The sequence below is a fragment of the Acinetobacter sp. F-1 genome, from assembly GCF_022869025.1.
GTDB classification, from domain to species: domain Bacteria; phylum Pseudomonadota; class Gammaproteobacteria; order Pseudomonadales; family Moraxellaceae; genus Acinetobacter; species Acinetobacter pseudolwoffii.
Map to the genome: position 1 here is coordinate 144,080 of NZ_JAJKFX010000004.1, position 17,450 is coordinate 161,529.

16 protein-coding genes are annotated in these 17,450 nt (G+C 36.4%); 12 read left to right on the plus strand and 4 right to left on the minus strand.

Features of this window, described 5'->3' with window-relative positions; translation table 11 throughout:
* Nucleotides 1-139: 139 nt before the first annotated feature.
* From LOZ91_RS05795 to LOZ91_RS05810, 4 genes are read left to right on the plus strand one after another with little or no spacing between them, the layout of a single operon-like run.
* Nucleotides 140-1,315: a site-specific integrase gene (locus LOZ91_RS05795; protein ID WP_005095121.1), complete on the plus strand. Its 1,176-nt coding sequence runs from the start codon at nucleotides 140-142 to the stop codon at nucleotides 1,313-1,315.
* Nucleotides 1,296-2,897, plus strand: coding sequence for a site-specific integrase (locus tag LOZ91_RS05800; protein ID WP_005095123.1), 1,602 nt, complete (start codon nucleotides 1,296-1,298; stop codon nucleotides 2,895-2,897). Before LOZ91_RS05795 ends, LOZ91_RS05800 begins: the two co-directional genes overlap by 20 nt.
* A complete protein-coding gene (locus LOZ91_RS05805) occupies nucleotides 2,894-4,897 on the plus strand; it encodes an integrase (RefSeq protein ID WP_244782796.1) in 2,004 nt (667 codons plus the stop codon). Before LOZ91_RS05800 ends, LOZ91_RS05805 begins: the two co-directional genes overlap by 4 nt.
* Nucleotides 4,890-5,366 carry a protein kinase gene (locus LOZ91_RS05810; RefSeq protein ID WP_244782797.1) on the plus strand — a complete coding sequence of 159 codons (477 nt, stop codon included), beginning with the start codon at nucleotides 4,890-4,892 and terminating at the stop codon, nucleotides 5,364-5,366. Before LOZ91_RS05805 ends, LOZ91_RS05810 begins: the two co-directional genes overlap by 8 nt.
* 8 nt (nucleotides 5,367-5,374) lie before the next feature.
* Here the strand turns inward: LOZ91_RS05810 and LOZ91_RS05815 are convergent, their stop codons facing one another.
* A complete protein-coding gene (locus LOZ91_RS05815) occupies nucleotides 5,375-5,854 on the minus strand; it encodes a hypothetical protein (protein WP_244782798.1) in 480 nt (159 codons plus the stop codon).
* Nucleotides 5,855-5,956: 102 nt separating this feature from the next.
* On the opposite strand from LOZ91_RS05815, the gene LOZ91_RS05820 reads away from it, so the two are divergent.
* The 4 genes from LOZ91_RS05820 to LOZ91_RS05835 all read left to right on the plus strand — a co-directional run bounded on the left by LOZ91_RS05820 (nucleotide 5,957) and on the right by LOZ91_RS05835 (nucleotide 9,098).
* A complete protein-coding gene (locus LOZ91_RS05820; protein ID WP_244782799.1) occupies nucleotides 5,957-6,169 on the plus strand; it encodes a helix-turn-helix transcriptional regulator in 213 nt (70 codons plus the stop codon).
* 162 nt (nucleotides 6,170-6,331) lie between these two features.
* Entirely contained in the window at nucleotides 6,332-6,799 is a 468-nt protein-coding gene (locus LOZ91_RS05825) for a hypothetical protein (RefSeq protein WP_244782800.1), read from the plus strand.
* Nucleotides 6,796-8,022 (plus strand): ImmA/IrrE family metallo-endopeptidase, encoded by a 1,227-nt coding sequence (locus LOZ91_RS05830; protein ID WP_244782801.1) that lies wholly within the window; start codon nucleotides 6,796-6,798, stop codon nucleotides 8,020-8,022. The genes LOZ91_RS05825 and LOZ91_RS05830 overlap by 4 nt, the downstream gene beginning before the upstream one ends.
* Nucleotides 8,023-8,066: 44 nt before the next feature.
* A complete protein-coding gene (locus tag LOZ91_RS05835) occupies nucleotides 8,067-9,098 on the plus strand; it encodes a beta family protein (RefSeq protein WP_244782802.1) in 1,032 nt (343 codons plus the stop codon).
* Here the strand turns inward: LOZ91_RS05835 and LOZ91_RS05840 are convergent.
* Entirely contained in the window at nucleotides 9,043-9,648 is a 606-nt protein-coding gene (locus LOZ91_RS05840) for a sce7726 family protein (RefSeq protein ID WP_244782803.1), read from the minus strand. The genes LOZ91_RS05835 and LOZ91_RS05840 overlap by 56 nt on opposite strands.
* Before the next feature lie 504 nt (nucleotides 9,649-10,152).
* Between LOZ91_RS05840 and LOZ91_RS05845 the strand changes: the two genes are divergently transcribed.
* Both LOZ91_RS05845 and ahpC read left to right on the plus strand, forming a co-directional pair.
* Entirely contained in the window at nucleotides 10,153-10,869 is a 717-nt protein-coding gene (locus LOZ91_RS05845) for an XRE family transcriptional regulator (RefSeq protein WP_244782804.1), read from the plus strand.
* Nucleotides 10,870-12,203: 1,334 nt separating this feature from the next.
* Complete coding sequence (gene ahpC / locus LOZ91_RS05850; protein ID WP_005095146.1) at nucleotides 12,204-12,767, plus strand: alkyl hydroperoxide reductase subunit C; 564 nt, start codon at nucleotides 12,204-12,206, stop codon at nucleotides 12,765-12,767.
* 80 nt (nucleotides 12,768-12,847) lie between these two features.
* Here the strand turns inward: ahpC and LOZ91_RS05855 are convergent, their stop codons facing one another.
* Both LOZ91_RS05855 and ycaC read right to left on the minus strand, forming a co-directional pair.
* On the minus strand, nucleotides 12,848-13,771 hold the full coding sequence (locus tag LOZ91_RS05855; protein WP_244782805.1) for a LysR substrate-binding domain-containing protein: 924 nt from the start codon (nucleotides 13,769-13,771) through the stop codon (nucleotides 12,848-12,850).
* A 143-nt stretch (nucleotides 13,772-13,914) separates the two neighbouring features.
* Nucleotides 13,915-14,541, minus strand: coding sequence for an isochorismate family cysteine hydrolase YcaC (ycaC, locus tag LOZ91_RS05860; RefSeq protein ID WP_005095149.1), 627 nt, complete (start codon nucleotides 14,539-14,541; stop codon nucleotides 13,915-13,917).
* Between the two features lie 308 nt (nucleotides 14,542-14,849).
* Here ycaC and LOZ91_RS05865 point away from each other — a divergent pair, with 308 nt between their 5' ends.
* Nucleotides 14,850-15,728: a pirin family protein gene (locus LOZ91_RS05865; RefSeq protein WP_005095152.1), complete on the plus strand. Its 879-nt coding sequence runs from the start codon at nucleotides 14,850-14,852 to the stop codon at nucleotides 15,726-15,728.
* Between the two features lie 414 nt (nucleotides 15,729-16,142).
* A complete protein-coding gene (locus tag LOZ91_RS05870) occupies nucleotides 16,143-17,450 on the plus strand; it encodes an FAD-dependent oxidoreductase (RefSeq protein ID WP_005173177.1) in 1,308 nt (435 codons plus the stop codon).

Here is a 17,450-nt window from a genome sequence, read left to right on the forward strand (position 1 = left end):
GAAATAGCTCCTTTTATTTTGTAAATAAGAGGAGCTATTTTTTTTAACTTTAAAAATGTTAAGTTAAAAGTGCATATATAATTTCTTTTGTTAAGTTAGTATGTTAAAAATAATCATATCTAATCAGGAAAAATACTATATGGATATAGAGGTTATCTTGCATGAATCAGGAGGAGAGCTTTTACCCATACTCTTAGATGATGAAGGAATGCCTATACCTTTACCTAATGAATTTATTTTGTCTAAACGGGCTTCTAGTTCTAATACATTGGTAAGAAATCTAAGAGAATTAAAATTATTTTATCAGTGGATGCAAATACATAAGATTGATCTGCATGAAAGATTGATTTACAAGAAACCATTTACAGAAGCAGAAATTGTTGGAAGTCTTGTTGAGTATCTAAGAAAGGATCATGAAATTAAACATAGAACTATTAAAATTGCTGTGAGACCAGATACTTTCAATCAAAGACTCATTACGATTAAGCAGTTTTTAAATTGGTATATTGAGACTTATATCGGTACGTTGCCTTTTACTTCAGATCATTACCAATATTACGTTGAGTATAAAAAAAGACTTATATCCTTGTTAGATCGTTGTTCTATAACCTCTCCTCCGACTAACAGAACCCTTTCAAAGGGGTTAACTGATAACGAGCAGTCTAATCTAATTAAATTAATCAAACCTAAAAAGGGAAATAAGAATCCCATTGAGCATAGAAACTATATTATGGTTATGCTCATGCTCTCATTTGGTTTTAGACCTGGAGAGGTGCTTAGTTTGAGAGTAGAAGATATACAGCTTGGGGGAATATCTTCTATACGAGTACACCGGCGACCACCTGACTCTCGGGATATAAGAAGACCTAGACCTCAAATTAAGAGAAATGGGCGGGTGCTCGCAATCAATGATAAGTCACTTGCGATAGCACTAGATCTCTACATTACAACATGGAGAGAGATGTTAGATGAAAGAAATCAGACAGATATTGAATGGGATTATCTGATTCTTAATAAAGAAGGCACTCCTCTTTCACATGCATCTGTTACCCAATATTTTCAAATCTTGAGAAAAAAGCATTCGAAAGTTCTGCCCCCTAATTTTAGTCCTAAATCTCTAAGGCATACTTTCTCTGCATCGATGGAGAGATTGCTAAGAGAAGCTGGTATTGAAGAGGAAAATAGGAAAAAAACCTTAGCTTATTTGAGAGGAGATAGTTCTTTATCTTCTCAAGATGTATACACATTTAAAGAAACTGAATTGGAAGCCAATAAGTATTTAGGACAGTATCAACGTGAAATTTTCGGCATCTAAAGCTGTGCAATATGAATTATTTGTAAATGAAAAGGGCTGGAGAGAGATTCCAGATTTTATTATTAGTCGTGAAGGGAAACGGGTAAATACAGCAGGTGATTTATGGAACTTACCCTATGCTATTGATACTTCTACTTCTAAATTGGATTTCTCAAAAATTCCAAATGAAAATTTAAAATGGGTATTAAAATCTTTCATCATTGAAAAGATTGAAAGAGTGTCTACTCATGCAGGTTTGCAGCATTTTCAAGATGTTTGGGGAAAGTTTTTCCGGAAAAATATAGAAGTAATAATCTCTGCTCAAGATATTGAAGAAACTCTAATTTCAGTAGTTGAAAATGCGATTAATTTGGGTCGAAAAGAGCAGAATCTTTGGACATTATATAGACCAATACAATGGTATTTTTACGGAGCTGAGCATTATCCTGAATTAGGTTTTTCAACAGCTTATGCTAGTTTGTTGGAAACTATGCCTATTCCTGCTAATCCTAAAGGCGAAGCTGTACGGATGGAAGATCCAGACTTAGGACCTTTAAATCATAGCTTGGAACTTCCTCTACTCATTCAGGCCTTAAAAAAAGATCAGAGCCAAGAATTCGAACATTTACAACAAAAAGCTGCTGTTGCTCTTTCTATTGCTTATGGCAGAAATCCAGCCAATTTAACTTATTTAAGACATTCCGATCTAGTTAATTTAACCCCTGAATCAGATGATCCTGTTTACGTCTTAAGAATTCCACGTATTAAAAAGAGGCTACTAAGTCCACGAGATGATTATGTCGAAGAGTTTCTTGATCGAGTTTTCGCAGGGTATATTCATGACCTAATCAAAGCTAATAATGAAATTGATGCGGTTCTCTACCATGAGGGTAAAAAAATACCAAATCCCCAGCCAATATTTTTAAATACAAAAGGCAATGAGGCAGCACTATTATCTGGCGATTATGAGAATGCTTATAATTTTTCCTCTTCAATGATTACTTATTTAATTAAAGGTTTTGTAAAAAGACACAATATTATTTCTCCTCTGACAAAGGAGTTAATGCATGTTACAACTCGAAGACTTCGCTATACCCTTGCAACAGGTTTAGCTGCTGAAGGAATCAGTAAAGCTGCTCTAGCTAAAATTCTGGACCATACTGATACTCAGCATGTCCAGGTATATTTTGAGCTAGCGGGTAAAATCGTTATTCAGCTTGATAAGGCAATCGCAAAAGGATTCTCTCAATATCTTAGCTATTTCTCTGGACATATTATTGACTCTTCAGAGGATGCTATTAATGGTGATAACCCTGAAAAATATTTAGTTTTTAAGGGAGATAAGATTGAAGATGAGATAGAAGATATTGGAGTATGTGGTAAATCTTCTATATGTCATTTAGATCCTCCCTTTTCTTGTTACTTATGTCCAAAATTCCAGCCTTATAGACATGCTGACCACGAATATGTGCTGGAAAGTCTCCTTAATAGCAGAAATGAGCGCTTAGAAAAATATGAAAATGCTCGTTTAGGAATCCAGTTGGATGAAGTTATTTTTGCTGTAGCCCAAGTAGCAGAAGTTTGTAAAAAGGAATATGTATGAGCAGTGGAAAAGTTCCAAGAAAATCAAAGGTTATTCCTTTCTTAACAAGCTTGCAAATCGACCGACAAGTAAACTTTAATAATCTTGTTGCTAAGGCAAAATTATTAAAGTTAGAGGGATTTGAACTTATTCAGTGGGATGAAGAAGTTTGGGAAATAACAGGTGGACGTTTATTGCAACAAAGCGGAAGAAATAGTCTTTCGGTTACAATGAGCTTTAGTTACTCACCAAAATTGGGTGGAGATAGAATTGGAGGAGATTGGGAGAAATTAGCAAAAGCTTTATTCCTGTTAAGGCTACACTCCAAACAACAAATCATATCGAATCAAAGAGAGTTTGTATTAGCTATTGGTTATATCGCTACTTTTGTTAATCAGCGTAAGGTTTCGATTTACGATATTACTAGAGAGGATCTGGAGCGTGCCTGTAATGAGATTGCAAAAGACTATTCACAATCAACAGCCTACAATTTACATAAGGCGGTTGCAGAGTTTGCAGCACATCTTGATGTAAATGGCCTATGTAAGAATTTCCTTAATTACAAATATTCCAAGCAAAAAAGACCAGAATCTGTAAATGCTGTTGGTACTAAACGATTAGATGATCCAGATACTTTGATAACCCATGAAAAGGTATTAGCACCAGTGGTCTTTAAAGTGCTGGGACAGCTATATCAAAATGTACCTAAAGATCATAAATACCGTTTTTACATATTGTTATTAACTTTCTTTGCTTGCACTGGTAGGAGATTCTCTGAGCTTTCTTTATTGCTTTTTCAGAAGGTTCAAACTGATAAGGATGGTGTGGCTTATTTGGAGTATTTCCCTCGAAAAACCTCTAAAGGCAATACATTCACACCTATAAAAAAATTATATTTACCCTCAGAGACATTAAATATCTTAGAAGATGTTATTTCAGAGGTTCATGCTCTTACTGAGAAATGCCGAGACAGTGCTCTTGAAATGCATAGATCTCAAACGGTAGATCTTAGATTTTTAAAAAATTGTCCTGAAAGAGTTTATAAAGAAGATTTAAGGAAACTACTTATAAATCCTAATATTTTGGATTGCACTAGTAGATTGACTAAGGATGGTTTGGTCTTCCCTGATTATGAAAAATTAACTTCTACAGGTCATAAGCCTAAGAGTCCAATACGTTATATAAACCATGAAGGGCTTAAAACTTACTGTGAATATAATTTCAATCGAAGGAGTCTTTTACCAATTCATACTGATCAATTCGGAAAAAAATATTATTTACACGATTTAATGTTTTTACGTTATTACACAATGTCTAGTGGTATGAGCGAAGCTTACTGGTTACCTGTAGAGTGTACCCATTCAATGCTCACTACCTTCTTGAGATATATAGATGACCTAGTAACTGAATTTGTTGGTATAGAAGATATTCCTGAATTCACCACCCATGATTTTAGGCATACTCTAAATACAATATTGGATGAAGGTGGTTTATCTGATCTTTTACAAACAGAATGGTTCGGACGCTCAGATCCTAAAGATACAAAAGCTTATCAACATACCAGTCCTGAAAAGAAAGCTCTCATTATTAGAGAGCAGATAAAAAATGGTGAAGCTGGAGGAATGCTGGCTGAACAGATAGTTAATTTGCCTATTAGCATACAAGATGCTGTGCTAGAAGCACGAGTTCAAGCTGTGCATGATGTAGGGACAGGATTATGCATCCATAACTTCTCACAATTGCCTTGTGAACGTCATTTACAATGTTCTGCTGATTGTAAGGATTATGTGTGGGTTAAAGACGATAAGAAGCGTTTAGAGGAGCAAAAGCGTATTCTGGCTATCACAGTACAGGCACAAGAGACAGTACTCCAGCAAAAACAATCAAAGCGTGTAAAGAAAGGTTTAGATTGGGAGTTGCATAATGAAAAGAAAATTGGTGTCCTGACAAAGCAGCTAAAAGATAACGGTGTAGTTGAGTTTGATCCAAAAGCTTATTTAGAGGAGCTCTCAAATGCCTAGTAAATTTCAGCGTATGACTGAGCGTGATGAGTCGAGAATCATTAGTGAACTCAAAAAATGGGGATTAGGCCATCATGGTTCAAAGTTAACTTGGGCAATTTTAGAAGATCGGTTCAAATTTTCTCGACAATCAATGCAAGCAAAGCCTGCAATTAAAGCAGCTTATGATGTGGCTAAACAGGCTTTATCCAAAGGTAATGTAACACCCAAAGAAGTATTGGACGAAACTATTGAGGAATTAAAGGCGGAAATAGCGTCCTTAAAGATACAGCTCAACAATTTCCAGGAGAAAGAACAAAAATGGAAAAAGAGATGGCAGCAGATTGCTTATCATATTCGGCAAAGAGGAATACAAATGATTGATGTTGATAAGCCTGTTCATCCTGAAACAGCCTTACCAAGCCATACAATTACCAAAAAAACTTTAAAAGAATTTGATAAAGAAATTCCATTTTCGGGACGTGTTTGATAGTTTTTTTAAGAAGCTATCACACTTTTTAGAGCAGACTGATATGCTCGTAACTCGATTAGTTGAGAGGAGCATTTCTCCTTTGCATCAAATATCTTGTTTTTGATATTTGGAAAACTTAGTTCTAATTTTCTATATTTCTCAACTTGTTTTTCTAAAAACATAATTTCAGAACTTACTTTCACTTCTTCTAACTTAATTTTAGAAACATCAGATTCTTCTTCGCTTAAGATTCTAATTTCATTAAGTTTTATTGTTTCTCGAAATGCAGAAAATTGAGGATTTTGTTTATTGATATCCTTTTCTAAAAAACCAAATTCAACAAGTTTTCGTAGTATTCGATACATACGTTGACGATTAAAGCGGTGACGTTCTTTTTTAGTCAATTTCATTTGTTTCCAAAAATCATTAGCAGTCCAGTTATGAATTGAATTTGATTGGATGACAGGGAGAAGTACTTCGAACAAAGGCATTTTAAGAAGTTGCATGGTGAAATATGCTTCAAATTTACAATAAAAGAGGATTATAAGCCGTGGATATATAATCCTCAAATAGTGATAGTTCTGTTTTTTGAGCAGTTGATTAAAAATATGTCAGAACTCACAGTTTCTTTTGGTTTGAAGGTTCGGGAACAGAGAAAACTAAAAAAGCTATCTCAAGAAAGGCTAGCGTTACTATGTAATATAGATCGTAGTTATATGGGGCGTATAGAACGTGGTGAAGTAAATATTACACTTGAAAAAATTTATGAAATATCAAAAGCTTTAGGGGTCTCAATTTATGAACTATTGCCTGAAAAGTAAAATTCTTAAATATAAAAAAGCTTCAATTTAGCCGGTTTAATATTCTCATTAATGCATGCTTGAATAATTTGTTATTAACAAAGAGCATTAAATTTCATTTTAATTTAAGAAGGAAATCATGGTATAATTTTTATAAGTTACAAATACTTATACTCAAAAAATATGATTCCAAGTTTTACATCTTTACCAGGGGCACCATGGGCGGTATTACCTCCTGGAGAACATTTAGCTACGTTTAAAGAAATAGAGAGTAAATTAGCTTTTAATCCTCATAGAAAGAAATTGTTTGATGGATTATTAAAAGCTGCGGAATTATTGGCAAAAGCAGGTTGCCAATATTTATATTTGGATGGCAGTTATGTAACAGAAAAAGAAAATCCTAGTGACTTTGATGGTTGTTGGGATGCAGTAAATGTAAATTTTGGAGCTTTGCATCCTATATTAAAAGATTTCAGCAATGGTAGAGAAGCTCAGAAAAATTTTTTTGGAGGAGAATTATTTCCAAATGGTCGTGAATCTGGTAGTGGGTTGTTATTCAAAGAATTTTTTCAGAGGGAAAAGAGAACAGGGTTACCAAAAGGAATTATAATAGTTGATCTAAAATCGGAATTCCCAGGAGAGTTCATATGATTTTAAATAATTTTGAGTTGACTTTAACTCAAGACTATATCCGGAAGATTGAAAAAGAAATTAAACAATTAGAATCAATCATTGATTTTAATGATTTCATGTCGATATTACAACTTGATGCAAGTAAAAGTCAGTTAGAAGATTTAATTTCTCAAGTTAACGTTTATGAAGATATTGTAAAAAATTATAATAAAACTCCTGATTTTAGCGAAATTTTGACAGATCGGAAAAAGTTATTATTCTATAGAATTGGGAATCAAATAGATCAAGAGGAAATAGCCAAGGAACTTAATATTTCTGTTGAGCATATAAAACGTTTAGAAGAAGAATGTTATGAAAATTTAAATCCTGAAGAATTGAGGAAAATTTATCAATATATATCTAATAAATCAATGGAGTTCAATATTCAAAAAAATGAATTATTAGATTGGAGCAAATTCCCTCTTTCAGAAATAATTAACAAAGGTTGGATTAAGGTTAAAGGGAATTTAAATCCTATTGAAGAGTTGAAAAGATTGTTCTCTAATATTTTAGAAGATAATAGTTATGAGTTAGCTTTTCATAGAAAAATGACCTTTAATGGTAATAGTGCTAAAGAATATTCACTTTTAGCATGGCAAATGAAGGTTTTGTATGAAGCAAAAAAAATAATAACTACTAGCGATTTACCTGTTTTTGAAAATGATACTTCATGGTTGCCAGAACTATTAGCACTTTCTACACATGAAAATGCTCCTCTACTAGTTAAAAACTATTTATTTAAAAAAGGGATAATTTTAATAGTTGAGCCACATTTAAAGTCTACTTATTTAGATGGTGCTGCATTATTATATCGATCAGTTCCTATTGTTGCCTTAACTCTACGTCATGACAGATTAGATAATTTTTGGTTTGTTTTAATGCATGAATTAGCTCATGTGTTTTTACATTTAACTAGAGAAGCTGAAATAAGTTTTGTAGATGAAGAAGTGGGTGAAGATAACGACATATACGAAAAAGAAGCAGATAAATTTGCATTAGATAATTTAATCAGTCCTGAAAATTGGGAGTCTTGTTTAAGCAGATTCTATCAAACTGAGAGTTTTTTGTTAGAAGATGCTGAACGCTTAGGAATTTCACCAAGTATTATTGCTGGAAGAATACGTAAAGAACATCAAAAATATAATATTTTTTCAAACTTTATAGGTATTGGAGAAGTAAAAAAATATTATGAGGTAAATTAAAAATGATAAAAAATTATCATTATGTTCCATTTATGAAATGGAGAATGGGTGAGTATCAAGCATTATTTAAATTAAAAAATGATGTTAAGGATAATATTATTCCATATATCATAATACCCCCTGTAGAATTTGATTTTGAAGAACAGAAGCCTAGAAAAACAGTTAATGATCATTTGGTGAAGTTTCCTGAAAGATTAAAACAAAAATGGGGAAACCGATTGGCAATATTAGATCTACATGAATCCTTAGAAAGTAGCTTAATGGATGATGGTAGATGCATTTTAAATTATTTAATAATTGAATCTAGAAATAAAGGGTGTAAGCTCATACCGACGATTGATATTGATAAATCTAAAAATTATGTTAATAGTTTAAGAAAGATTTATAAAGATAATGATTTAGGTATAGCTCTACGAATTAAATTAGAAGATCTAAAATTAAAAGATATTAATGATAGAGTTGATGATCTAATTAAAGAGCTAGATTCCAATATTAATGAAATTGATTTAATTATTGATTTGCAAAATCCTGATTCTTTTCAACCTTATAAATTATTCGCTAATTTAGTATATAGTTTTGTTTGCAAATTAAAAAATTGGGATGGGTATAGATCATTTATAATTTCTGGAAACTCTTTAAATTTAAGTGAAATATTCAAGCCTGGTGGACTTCCTATACGTCATGAGTGGATGTTATATCCTTATTTAGTTAATAAGTTTCAAAATAAAAAGATTCCGACATTTAGTGATTATACAGTTGAACGATTAGACTTTATTAATATGGATATGAGAGTTCTAAAACCTTCAGGAAAGTTAATCTATACTCTAGATAATCATTGGAGGGTATATAAAGGAGGCGCATTTCGAGGTAATGAAAGTCAAATGATTACACATTGCCAAGCAATTATATCTTCATCTGAATACGAAGGTGCTCACTTTTCTGATGGTGATAAAAGGATCAATGATACTGCTTTACGAATAGAAAGTACGGGAAACTTAGGAACCTGGAAACAAGTAGCAATTAACCATCATATGACAAAAGCAGTGGATCAACTCTCCATGTTTCACGTGATTTAAGCTTTATCTTAATAATTTCTATTAACTGTTTGCTTGGATAAGTATCTGCAATTATTCTGTAAAGGTCTTTTTTTGAGTAGGTAAGGGTCTTATTGGAAAATCCCTTATCTTTCAATAAATCAACAGCTTCATTTCTCCAGAGTAAATGAGCTAAAGAAAATGTTTCTATATTGGGATTCAAGAGAGCTCTGCGAATTTTTTTGAAATTGATCGCTCCTCTAGTACCTTTACAAACTAGAATAATTCCACACCATTGAGGAACTTCCTGAATTACTTGATCTAAATGATTCTCTGCTACAACGAAAGTAAGCTTTTGCATACTTTTAGAATAGATTTCTAATTGGGGTTGTAACCGTAATAAATTGTCTTGAGAACTTTTAATCTCATATCCATGAATAAATTTACTAAAAACAGCAATATCAATTCGATTTTTACCATGCTCTAAACAGAGTTCATCGATAACTAAGTCATCGGTTTTAGAGTGAAAGTCTTTCAAAATTTTAGAATGCAAAGCTTCTCTAATTTCGAAATCCTTTGTTCGATATAACATTACTATTTATTACAGCCTGTACATTTTAATCTAAAAATATTATCACGATTTGAGATCAAATTTTGTGATAAATGGAAGCTATAAATTAATTCTAGTTAGTAGAAAGCATCAATTTATTTAGTAACTTTGCAAGGTATTAGTCCTAATAATCAGGTCCCACTCTCGGTTAGCTTTAAGGTCTAAAAGTTATCATTTGGTGAATTTTAGTCATCAAGATAGTAACCAAGTTCTTCATCAGTCTGTACATGTAAACTTTGTTTTAGAAAGCTTATATCGTGAATCCACTTAAATCCATTCTTGATAAAAACTTCGCCACCGAAAGCTTTAGGATATTCAATTGAATCGTAGCATAATTCAATAGCGCGTTGTTTACTTGCAATCAGCCAATCTGCTTTTGCTATAAAATATCTGAATTTATCTAAAATTATCTTAATTCTATCACTTGCTTATAGTTACTTTTCACCTATATTTAACTTATTGATTAAATTAGATTCGGTTGTCACAATGAGTGAACAATTACAGCAAAAACCTAAAGCTCCTCGTAAAAAGTTCAAACTGACAAAGCAATTAATCAGAATTGCTTTGGAAAATGGGCATACTCAAATCAGCATACAAAAGATGTGTAGGTTGAGTAGTCAATCACAAGTAAGTGACTGGAAGAATGGGGTGAAATTAGCTTATGAAGATCAAATAAAGCCTCTTCTAGATTTATATGGTCATCAACTCAGAAAAGTTACCTCACAACTCTATCAGGTGCGAAAGTCTGATGAAGAAATGCGGTTGGAAGAAGAGAATGGTACTGACGATCCTTTTCCAATAAAGTTTGTTTTGGTTGAGGGTAAAGTGATTTTACGTGAAAAATTTATAAATCCCCAACGAGACTATCAAGGACGTATAAAGCGAAAAGATGCACAAGCTATCTTATCCATCCATGAGCAAGGTGATAACAAATTTAGATGTGTAGTCCAAAATTTAATTACATTCAAGCGTGGTAACAATCATCCTGCCCATCATGAGATGAATGCAAATTTTTTAGCTGAAATTACAGAGCCTTTAGATATTAATGAGTTAATTAAATTTGTGCGTGATTATCGGGAAGAGTCCCTAGTAAATGAAGAATACTTGGTAAATTATTTTACGATTGATTATCTATTATTAAATTCGTTAGTAATCAATGGTTATCAAGTAAAAGATGTTGAAGTACTTCCTGCAACTTGGTAATTTAAAGAAAACCTCAAGGTCGTAGGCACCTAAAGCCTCACAATGAGTCGTAATTGACTCACTTGATTTTACCGCCTGAGTCTTACAGGTTAGCCAATTCGCTCCTGTAACGCGATGGTAAAATCCATTCTGGCATAGATTTAGATTCTGGAAACAGAATAGGAAACGAAAGTCCCGAAAACTAAGTCTATGAATTAAGGGTTAGGGGTGGGTAAGAAAGGGCAGCCAACGAAAGTTTTGCTGCCCTTTCGTTTATAAACAATTTAAAAAAAGAGAGTATTAACTCCCTTTTTTATGCCTCTTAGTTTTATGTAACAGATTATCCAAGAATGGATCATCACAGTATTGCTTCATAATGTACTATTCCTAGTTCTCTTAGAATGCGTTTAATAGTGTTTTTAAATTCAATATAGCTTCTCTGTTTACTCGGAGTGGAAGGTATAGCTAACTTCCGCTGTTCGAATATACACAGTTGATCGTGTTTTTTACCGCGAATGATACGAAAGCTCTTATGTTTAAGTAGTCGCTTTATGTATGCATTGATGTCCTTATCTTTTGAGTAATACATAGCTGTCCCTAAAAAAATAGGAGATCGAAATCTCCTATTTACATAATGCTTTATCCTTGGTAGCGATCATTGTTTGGGTTTAATTGATCTGAATGGTTATCCAGAGAATCCCAATAGGCATCATTATTAGGATTCATGCTATCAGAGCGATCATCGTTAGGTGTTCTAGACATTCTATTTCTCCTATCAAAGTGGTTATCTAGTGATAAGAATCATAGAAGTTTTAAAGAAGATATTTTTGGATATAGAAAAGATATATTTAGATAATTCTAGATATTTTTATGGTAATGAATTTTGTAAAGTTAAAAAGAAGTGAGAGCTTATAAAGCAGAAAAAACTCTTCAGAATCGCTATTAACTTTACAAAAATACATGAATTTATGTTAAGTAATTGAATTAATTTACTTATATTTATGCATATATGGATTTCCATTCTAACTTATCAGAACGGTAAATCTTCATCCAAGACCCACCTGAATCCGGTGGGTTTTTTATGTCTTGAATTTGCTTTGTTTAGTTTTGATAGAGCTCAGAGCTTTATGATTGCTAATCTAAGTTGCAAAAAATTATATTTCAACTGCTCGGCTTATGTTCCAAATTCTAGGTTCCATATTGAGCAAATCAATCAGATCAGTAATTCTCATAGAAATCTTAAATCTAAAAAAACGATTATTTTTATAAAAACTTACGGTTTTACCTATTTAAGAAATTTTCGTATTCTATCTTCATCGAATGAACAATCTCACCAATAGACGAGGAAAGGTCTCATGAGTTTAATCAATACTGAAATCAAACCATTCAACGCCACTGCTTACCACAAGGGTCAATTTGTGGAAGTGTCCGAGCAGGACATGAAAGGTAAATGGTCGGTTGTATTCTTCTATCCTGCTGACTTTACTTTTGTTTGTCCAACTGAATTAGGCGATCTTGCTGATCAATATGCTGAATTCCAGAAAATGGGCGTGGAAATTTATGGTGTATCAACCGATACACACTTCACCCATAAAGCTTGGCACGATACCTCTGACGTGATTGGTAAAATCCAGTACCCCATGATTGGCGATCCAACCTGGACTTTGGCGAAAAACTTTGAAGTATTGATTGAAGCTGAAGGTCTGGCAGATCGTGGTACTTTCGTGATCGATCCAGAAGGTAAAATCCAGATTGTTGAAATCAATGCCGGTGGTATTGGTCGTGATGCAGCTGAACTGCTTCGCAAAGTGAAAGCAGCGCAATATGTACACGCTCACCCAGGTGAAGTATGTCCTGCGAAATGGAAAGAAGGCGAAGCAACTCTTGCTCCTTCAATTGACTTAGTGGGTAAAATCTAATTCGCTCACTTTATTTCGAAGCAAAAAATCCAGCACTCAGTGCTGGATTTTTTATTGGCTGCTCAGCATGACAGCGCAATTTAAATGGTATAGCCCTGATAGCCTTCTGCCCGGGCACGTAAGCCTTCGACCAGATGTTCAATCAGTTTTTCCATCACCAGGCGCTGACCTTTGCGTGAGGCATAGACCAGTTGTACGGTTCCCATATTGGAACACCAGTCTGGCAGCAGATGGATCAGGCGACCAGCTTTGAGATCTGCTTCTACGGTTAACAAGGGTAGATCGGCAATACCCAGGCCATCCAGGGCAGAATAGTATACGCCGGCCAGATCGTTGCTTTTGATGCGGGGTTCTAGGGGGATATCCATCTGTTCATGACTGTCGATACGATGCAGATGCCATTGATAGTGGTTTTTCTGCGTGCCTAAAACGATGGTCGGAAAGTCATTGATCTCAGTGGGGTAGTGTATCGAACGGCCTTGCAACAGCTCCGGACTGGCAACCAGACAATGCGTGGTTTTAATCACATCGCGAACGACAATGCTGGAATCTTCATTGGCTTCAAAGTTGGTGCGGATCGCCAGGTCAATCTCATCATGCAGCACATCGACACGCCGGCTGGTAATTTCCATTTCTACCTGAACCTTGGGATAAGTCTTGAGGAATTCATTCAGCAGGCTGCGGATCTGGTAGCGCATCATCACCGAAGGACAACTCAGCTTGACCAGGCCTTGTGGCTCACTTTTCTGCTTGAGCAAGACATTACGGGCACATTCCACCTGTTGAATCAGCTTTTCGCATTCCTCAAAAAATTCCTGGCCCAGTGAGGTCACCTTAAAATGTCGGGTTGAGCGTTGAATCAGGGTGACATTGAAACGGGCTTCCAGCTCTAAAATACGTCGGCTGAGTTTGGATTTGGTGATTCCGGAGATGTCACTGGCTGCACTGAAGCCGCCATGCTTGACCACCAGATAAAAATAATAATAGTCATCAAAAGAATGCACCTTTCACCTCAATCGCCCTGCGTTCATACAATGCCCATCATAGGGGAAATCCGGGCCAGGCTAAACTGTTTCCAAGCCAGATTAATTTAATTGTTCCAACAAAAAGCGACCCGAAGGCCGCTTATTTTAGAGATGTGTATGGTTTATTTCTGTGCAGTATTCTGGCTATAGCTATTCATCAGGTTGCGGTAGTCAGGAATATGATTGCTGAATAAGCTGCCGAGACCTTCGATATCATTACGCCAGTCACGGTGCAGTTCACAAGCCAGACCAAACCAGGTCATCAGCTGTGCACCAGCCTGTGACATGCGGTTCCATGCAGCATCACGTGTCAGGTGATTAAAGGTACCAGATGCATCTGTCACGATGAATACGTCAAATTCTTCTTCAAGTGCAGACAGCGCCGGGAAGGCAACGCACACTTCAGTCACCACGCCAGCAATGATCAACTGTTTTTTACCCGTGGCTTTTACCGCTTTAACAAAATCTTCATTATCCCAGGCATTAATTTGCCCTGGACGAGCAATATAAGGTGCGTCCGGGAATAGCTCTTTCAGCTCAGGAACCAACGGACCATTTGGGCCTTGTTCGAAGCTGGTGGTCAAAATGGTCGGTAAATTGAAATATTTTGCTGCTGCCGCAAGCGCCAATACATTATTTTTGAATTTATCTGGGTCAATATCACGAACCAGTGACAACAAACCAGTCTGATGGTCTACAAGTAATACGGCTGCATTGTCTTTGTCTAAACGTACATAAGGTTTTGCCATTTCTCTGTTGCTCTCTATAAAATTAGCATCCCGTCTTGGATCAAACCCAGGCTGTTCCGGGACGTGGTGATTTTTATATTAGAGCTAAAAACAGGACAAAATAAGCCCAAATTCTGGGATAAATAATCTTAAAAATAGGATAATTAAAATTTTAGACCAAAATTTTAGTTTATTTGTGTTGAATTCGGGAAGTTAAAGCAGAGATTGTCTTATATATAAGATACTGTATTCCAGCTTAGGACTATCAGCGCATCTTGGCCCGGCATAAAATGGCTGCATGTTCATCCTATCGTAATAGGAGTTAAAAGATGAAAAAAGTAATTGGTGTTTACCGTAATCAAAACATGCATTGGGTCGGTGATGGCTTTCCGGTCAAAAATCTGTTTTCCTATGACCGTTTAGGTCAGGCGATCAGTCCGTTTTTGTTGCTGGATTATGCTGCGCCCTATCATTTTGATCCGACGACTGTACAACATGGCGTGGGTTCACATCCACATCGCGGTTTTGAAACAGTGACGTTAGCCTATCAGGGGGCAGTGACGCATCAAGATTCAAGTGGCGGTGGCGGCACGATTCAGGCAGGTGATGTGCAGTGGATGACCGCAGGCTCAGGTGTAGTCCATGAAGAATTTCATTCTCCAGATTTTGCCAAACATGGCGGTCTCTTTGAAATGGTACAGCTCTGGGTCAATCTGCCGGCCAAAGACAAGATGACCACACCACGTTATCAGGCGATCACTGCGGCAGCTATTCCGCGGATTGAAATGGATGAAGAGGCGGGGCATATCCGGGTGATTGCAGGTGAGTTTGCTGGTCATCAAGGTCCTGCTCATACTTTTAGTCCGATCAATGTCTGGGATGGTGAACTGAAAGCGGAATATGAAACCACATTACATATCCCTGCCGGGCATAATGCACTGTTAGTCGTGCTGAAGGGTGAGCTGGTGGTCAATGCGAGCCAGAAAGTCCTGGACAGCTCAATTATAATGTTTGCCCGTGATGGAGATCCGGCGATTCAGTTGCAAGCCTATCAGGATACCCAGTTTGTGTTACTGACAGGCGAGCCACTCAATGAGCCCATTCAAGGTTATGGCCCGTTTGTAATGAACAGCAAGGAAGAAATTATGCAGGCATTTCAAGAGTTTAATCAGGGTAAATTTGGTGAAATTGCGGTGCAGGCTGAATAGTACACCGAGCGGTTAAACAAAGAAGCCTCTGCTTTCGCAGAGGCTTTTATTTTATAAGGCGCTGTAGTTTCTTGTCGTTTTAAATAATTTACGCATAAACTCATCTTGGTGGAATCTGATGGGTTTATGGTTTTATTATGCTGTGAATCATAGGTTTTTCAAGGGCGTTTGTCAACCAAAGGTTATAAAAATGGTTAATTAAGATGTTTGTTTTTAAAGTGATTTTTCTGGTTATATGGAAAAAATATGAATAAAATCCTGAGTTTGGTGAATTTTGTAACCTGTTCAAAAAAATAGTGAAAAGCAGATTTTATCCCGTCCAATTGCCTTTACGAAAAACATATATTCTGGAAGATTTTAATAACCTGTTTGATTGGCGCATGGTACATAATTTCTGTAGTTTTTCAATGACGGATGATCAGTTTGGATATCGCAGTAATTGGTAGTGGCATGGCCGGACTGGCAACAGCCAGAATTCTCCAGGATGCAGGACATCACATCACGATTTTTGAAGCACTTCCAGGTCGTGGCATGGACAGTCATAGCCTTGAATTTGAAGGGGGGCTAATTGATGCACCTTTACGTGTGATGAATCCTTATCTGTGGAAAAACACCCTGAGTCTGGCCACGTATCTGGGCATTAAAACTTATCCGGTGCGTACCTATATGGCCTGCAGCTGGTTATTTGAAGATAAAACTGAAACCTGGCTGACCACATCGCGTAGCCGTATCGGCAATATTCCAATTATCAATAACCGTAAAGGCTTGCAGCAGTACGGCTGGCGTCTGGTCAAGGGCCTGTTGCAGCTCAAAGTGGCATTAACCAAATTTTTTAAGTCGAAAAATCAGGACATCAGCCTGGCAGAATTTATCAATCGTAACGAGATTGAAGAAGTGTTCTGGCATGGCGCCGTAATGCCGGTACTGTATACCATTTGTACCTGCAATCCGAAAACCATTGGTGAATGGCCGGCGAAACCTTTATTGATTTTCCTGCGTCAATTGACTGATGGCGATGCCTTACTACGCCTGCAAGGCGGAACACCGGCGCTGGTCGACAAACTGGTTGAAGGTATTCATATTGAAGATGGTTCAGCGATTACACTGGTTCAAGAGCAGGGCGATCAGGTCAAAGTTGAAAATGCGGCCGGTTATTCAAAACTGTTTGATCGGGTTATTGTCGCGACGCCAACCACTAAAATTGAGCAATTCCTGGATCCAACCCAGTTTGCCAGTGAAATTGAATTATTGAAGAAATTCAAATTTGAACAGGGTGAACTGGTGATTCATACCGATGCCAGCGTGATGCCGCCAAAACGTAAAGACTGGGCTGTGCTCAGCTATATGATGGATCGTAAGTTTACCCGTCAGCAATTTACAGTGTGGCTCAACTCGATTGAACCTTCTCTGGTCGGCAAGTCGGCAGTGTTCCAGACTTGGCGTCCGGTGACCGAGATTGACCCGAAAAAGGTGATTACCTCGGTCATGCTGACGCGTGCGGTGGTCGATGCCAATACCGTGGCGCTGAACAAGGAATTACAGCAGCGTCATCTGGAAGCCAATCGCAAAGTCTTTTTCTGCGGTTCATGGTCATGTGACGGTTTGCCCATTCTGGAATCGGCTGTGACCTCAGCGATGAAGATTGCGGAAATTTTCGGTGCGCCTTTACCGTTTCAGGGTTTAAAACCTGTGGTCGAGGTTGCTCCGCAACTGGGTTATTAA

Bases quoted from the DNA above. Each gene is read 5' to 3' on its own strand.
- LOZ91_RS05795 (WP_005095121.1), top strand. From the start codon at position 140: ATGGATATAGAGGTTATCTTGCATGAATCAGGAGGAGAGCTTTTACCC.
- LOZ91_RS05805 (WP_244782796.1), top strand. From the start codon at position 2,894: ATGAGCAGTGGAAAAGTTCCAAGAAAATCAAAGGTTATTCCTTTCTTA.
- LOZ91_RS05810 (WP_244782797.1), top strand. From the start codon at position 4,890: ATGCCTAGTAAATTTCAGCGTATGACTGAGCGTGATGAGTCGAGAATC.
- LOZ91_RS05815 (WP_244782798.1), bottom strand. From the start codon at position 5,854: ATGCAACTTCTTAAAATGCCTTTGTTCGAAGTACTTCTCCCTGTCATC.
- LOZ91_RS05820 (WP_244782799.1), top strand. From the start codon at position 5,957: ATGTCAGAACTCACAGTTTCTTTTGGTTTGAAGGTTCGGGAACAGAGA.
- LOZ91_RS05825 (WP_244782800.1), top strand. From the start codon at position 6,332: ATGATTCCAAGTTTTACATCTTTACCAGGGGCACCATGGGCGGTATTA.
- LOZ91_RS05830 (WP_244782801.1), top strand. From the start codon at position 6,796: ATGATTTTAAATAATTTTGAGTTGACTTTAACTCAAGACTATATCCGG.
- LOZ91_RS05835 (WP_244782802.1), top strand. From the start codon at position 8,067: ATGGGTGAGTATCAAGCATTATTTAAATTAAAAAATGATGTTAAGGAT.
- LOZ91_RS05840 (WP_244782803.1), bottom strand. From the start codon at position 9,648: ATGTTATATCGAACAAAGGATTTCGAAATTAGAGAAGCTTTGCATTCT.
- LOZ91_RS05845 (WP_244782804.1), top strand. From the start codon at position 10,153: ATGAGTGAACAATTACAGCAAAAACCTAAAGCTCCTCGTAAAAAGTTC.
- ahpC (WP_005095146.1), top strand. From the start codon at position 12,204: ATGAGTTTAATCAATACTGAAATCAAACCATTCAACGCCACTGCTTAC.
- ycaC (WP_005095149.1), bottom strand. From the start codon at position 14,541: ATGGCAAAACCTTATGTACGTTTAGACAAAGACAATGCAGCCGTATTA.
- LOZ91_RS05865 (WP_005095152.1), top strand. From the start codon at position 14,850: ATGAAAAAAGTAATTGGTGTTTACCGTAATCAAAACATGCATTGGGTC.
- LOZ91_RS05870 (WP_005173177.1), top strand. From the start codon at position 16,143: ATGATCAGTTTGGATATCGCAGTAATTGGTAGTGGCATGGCCGGACTG.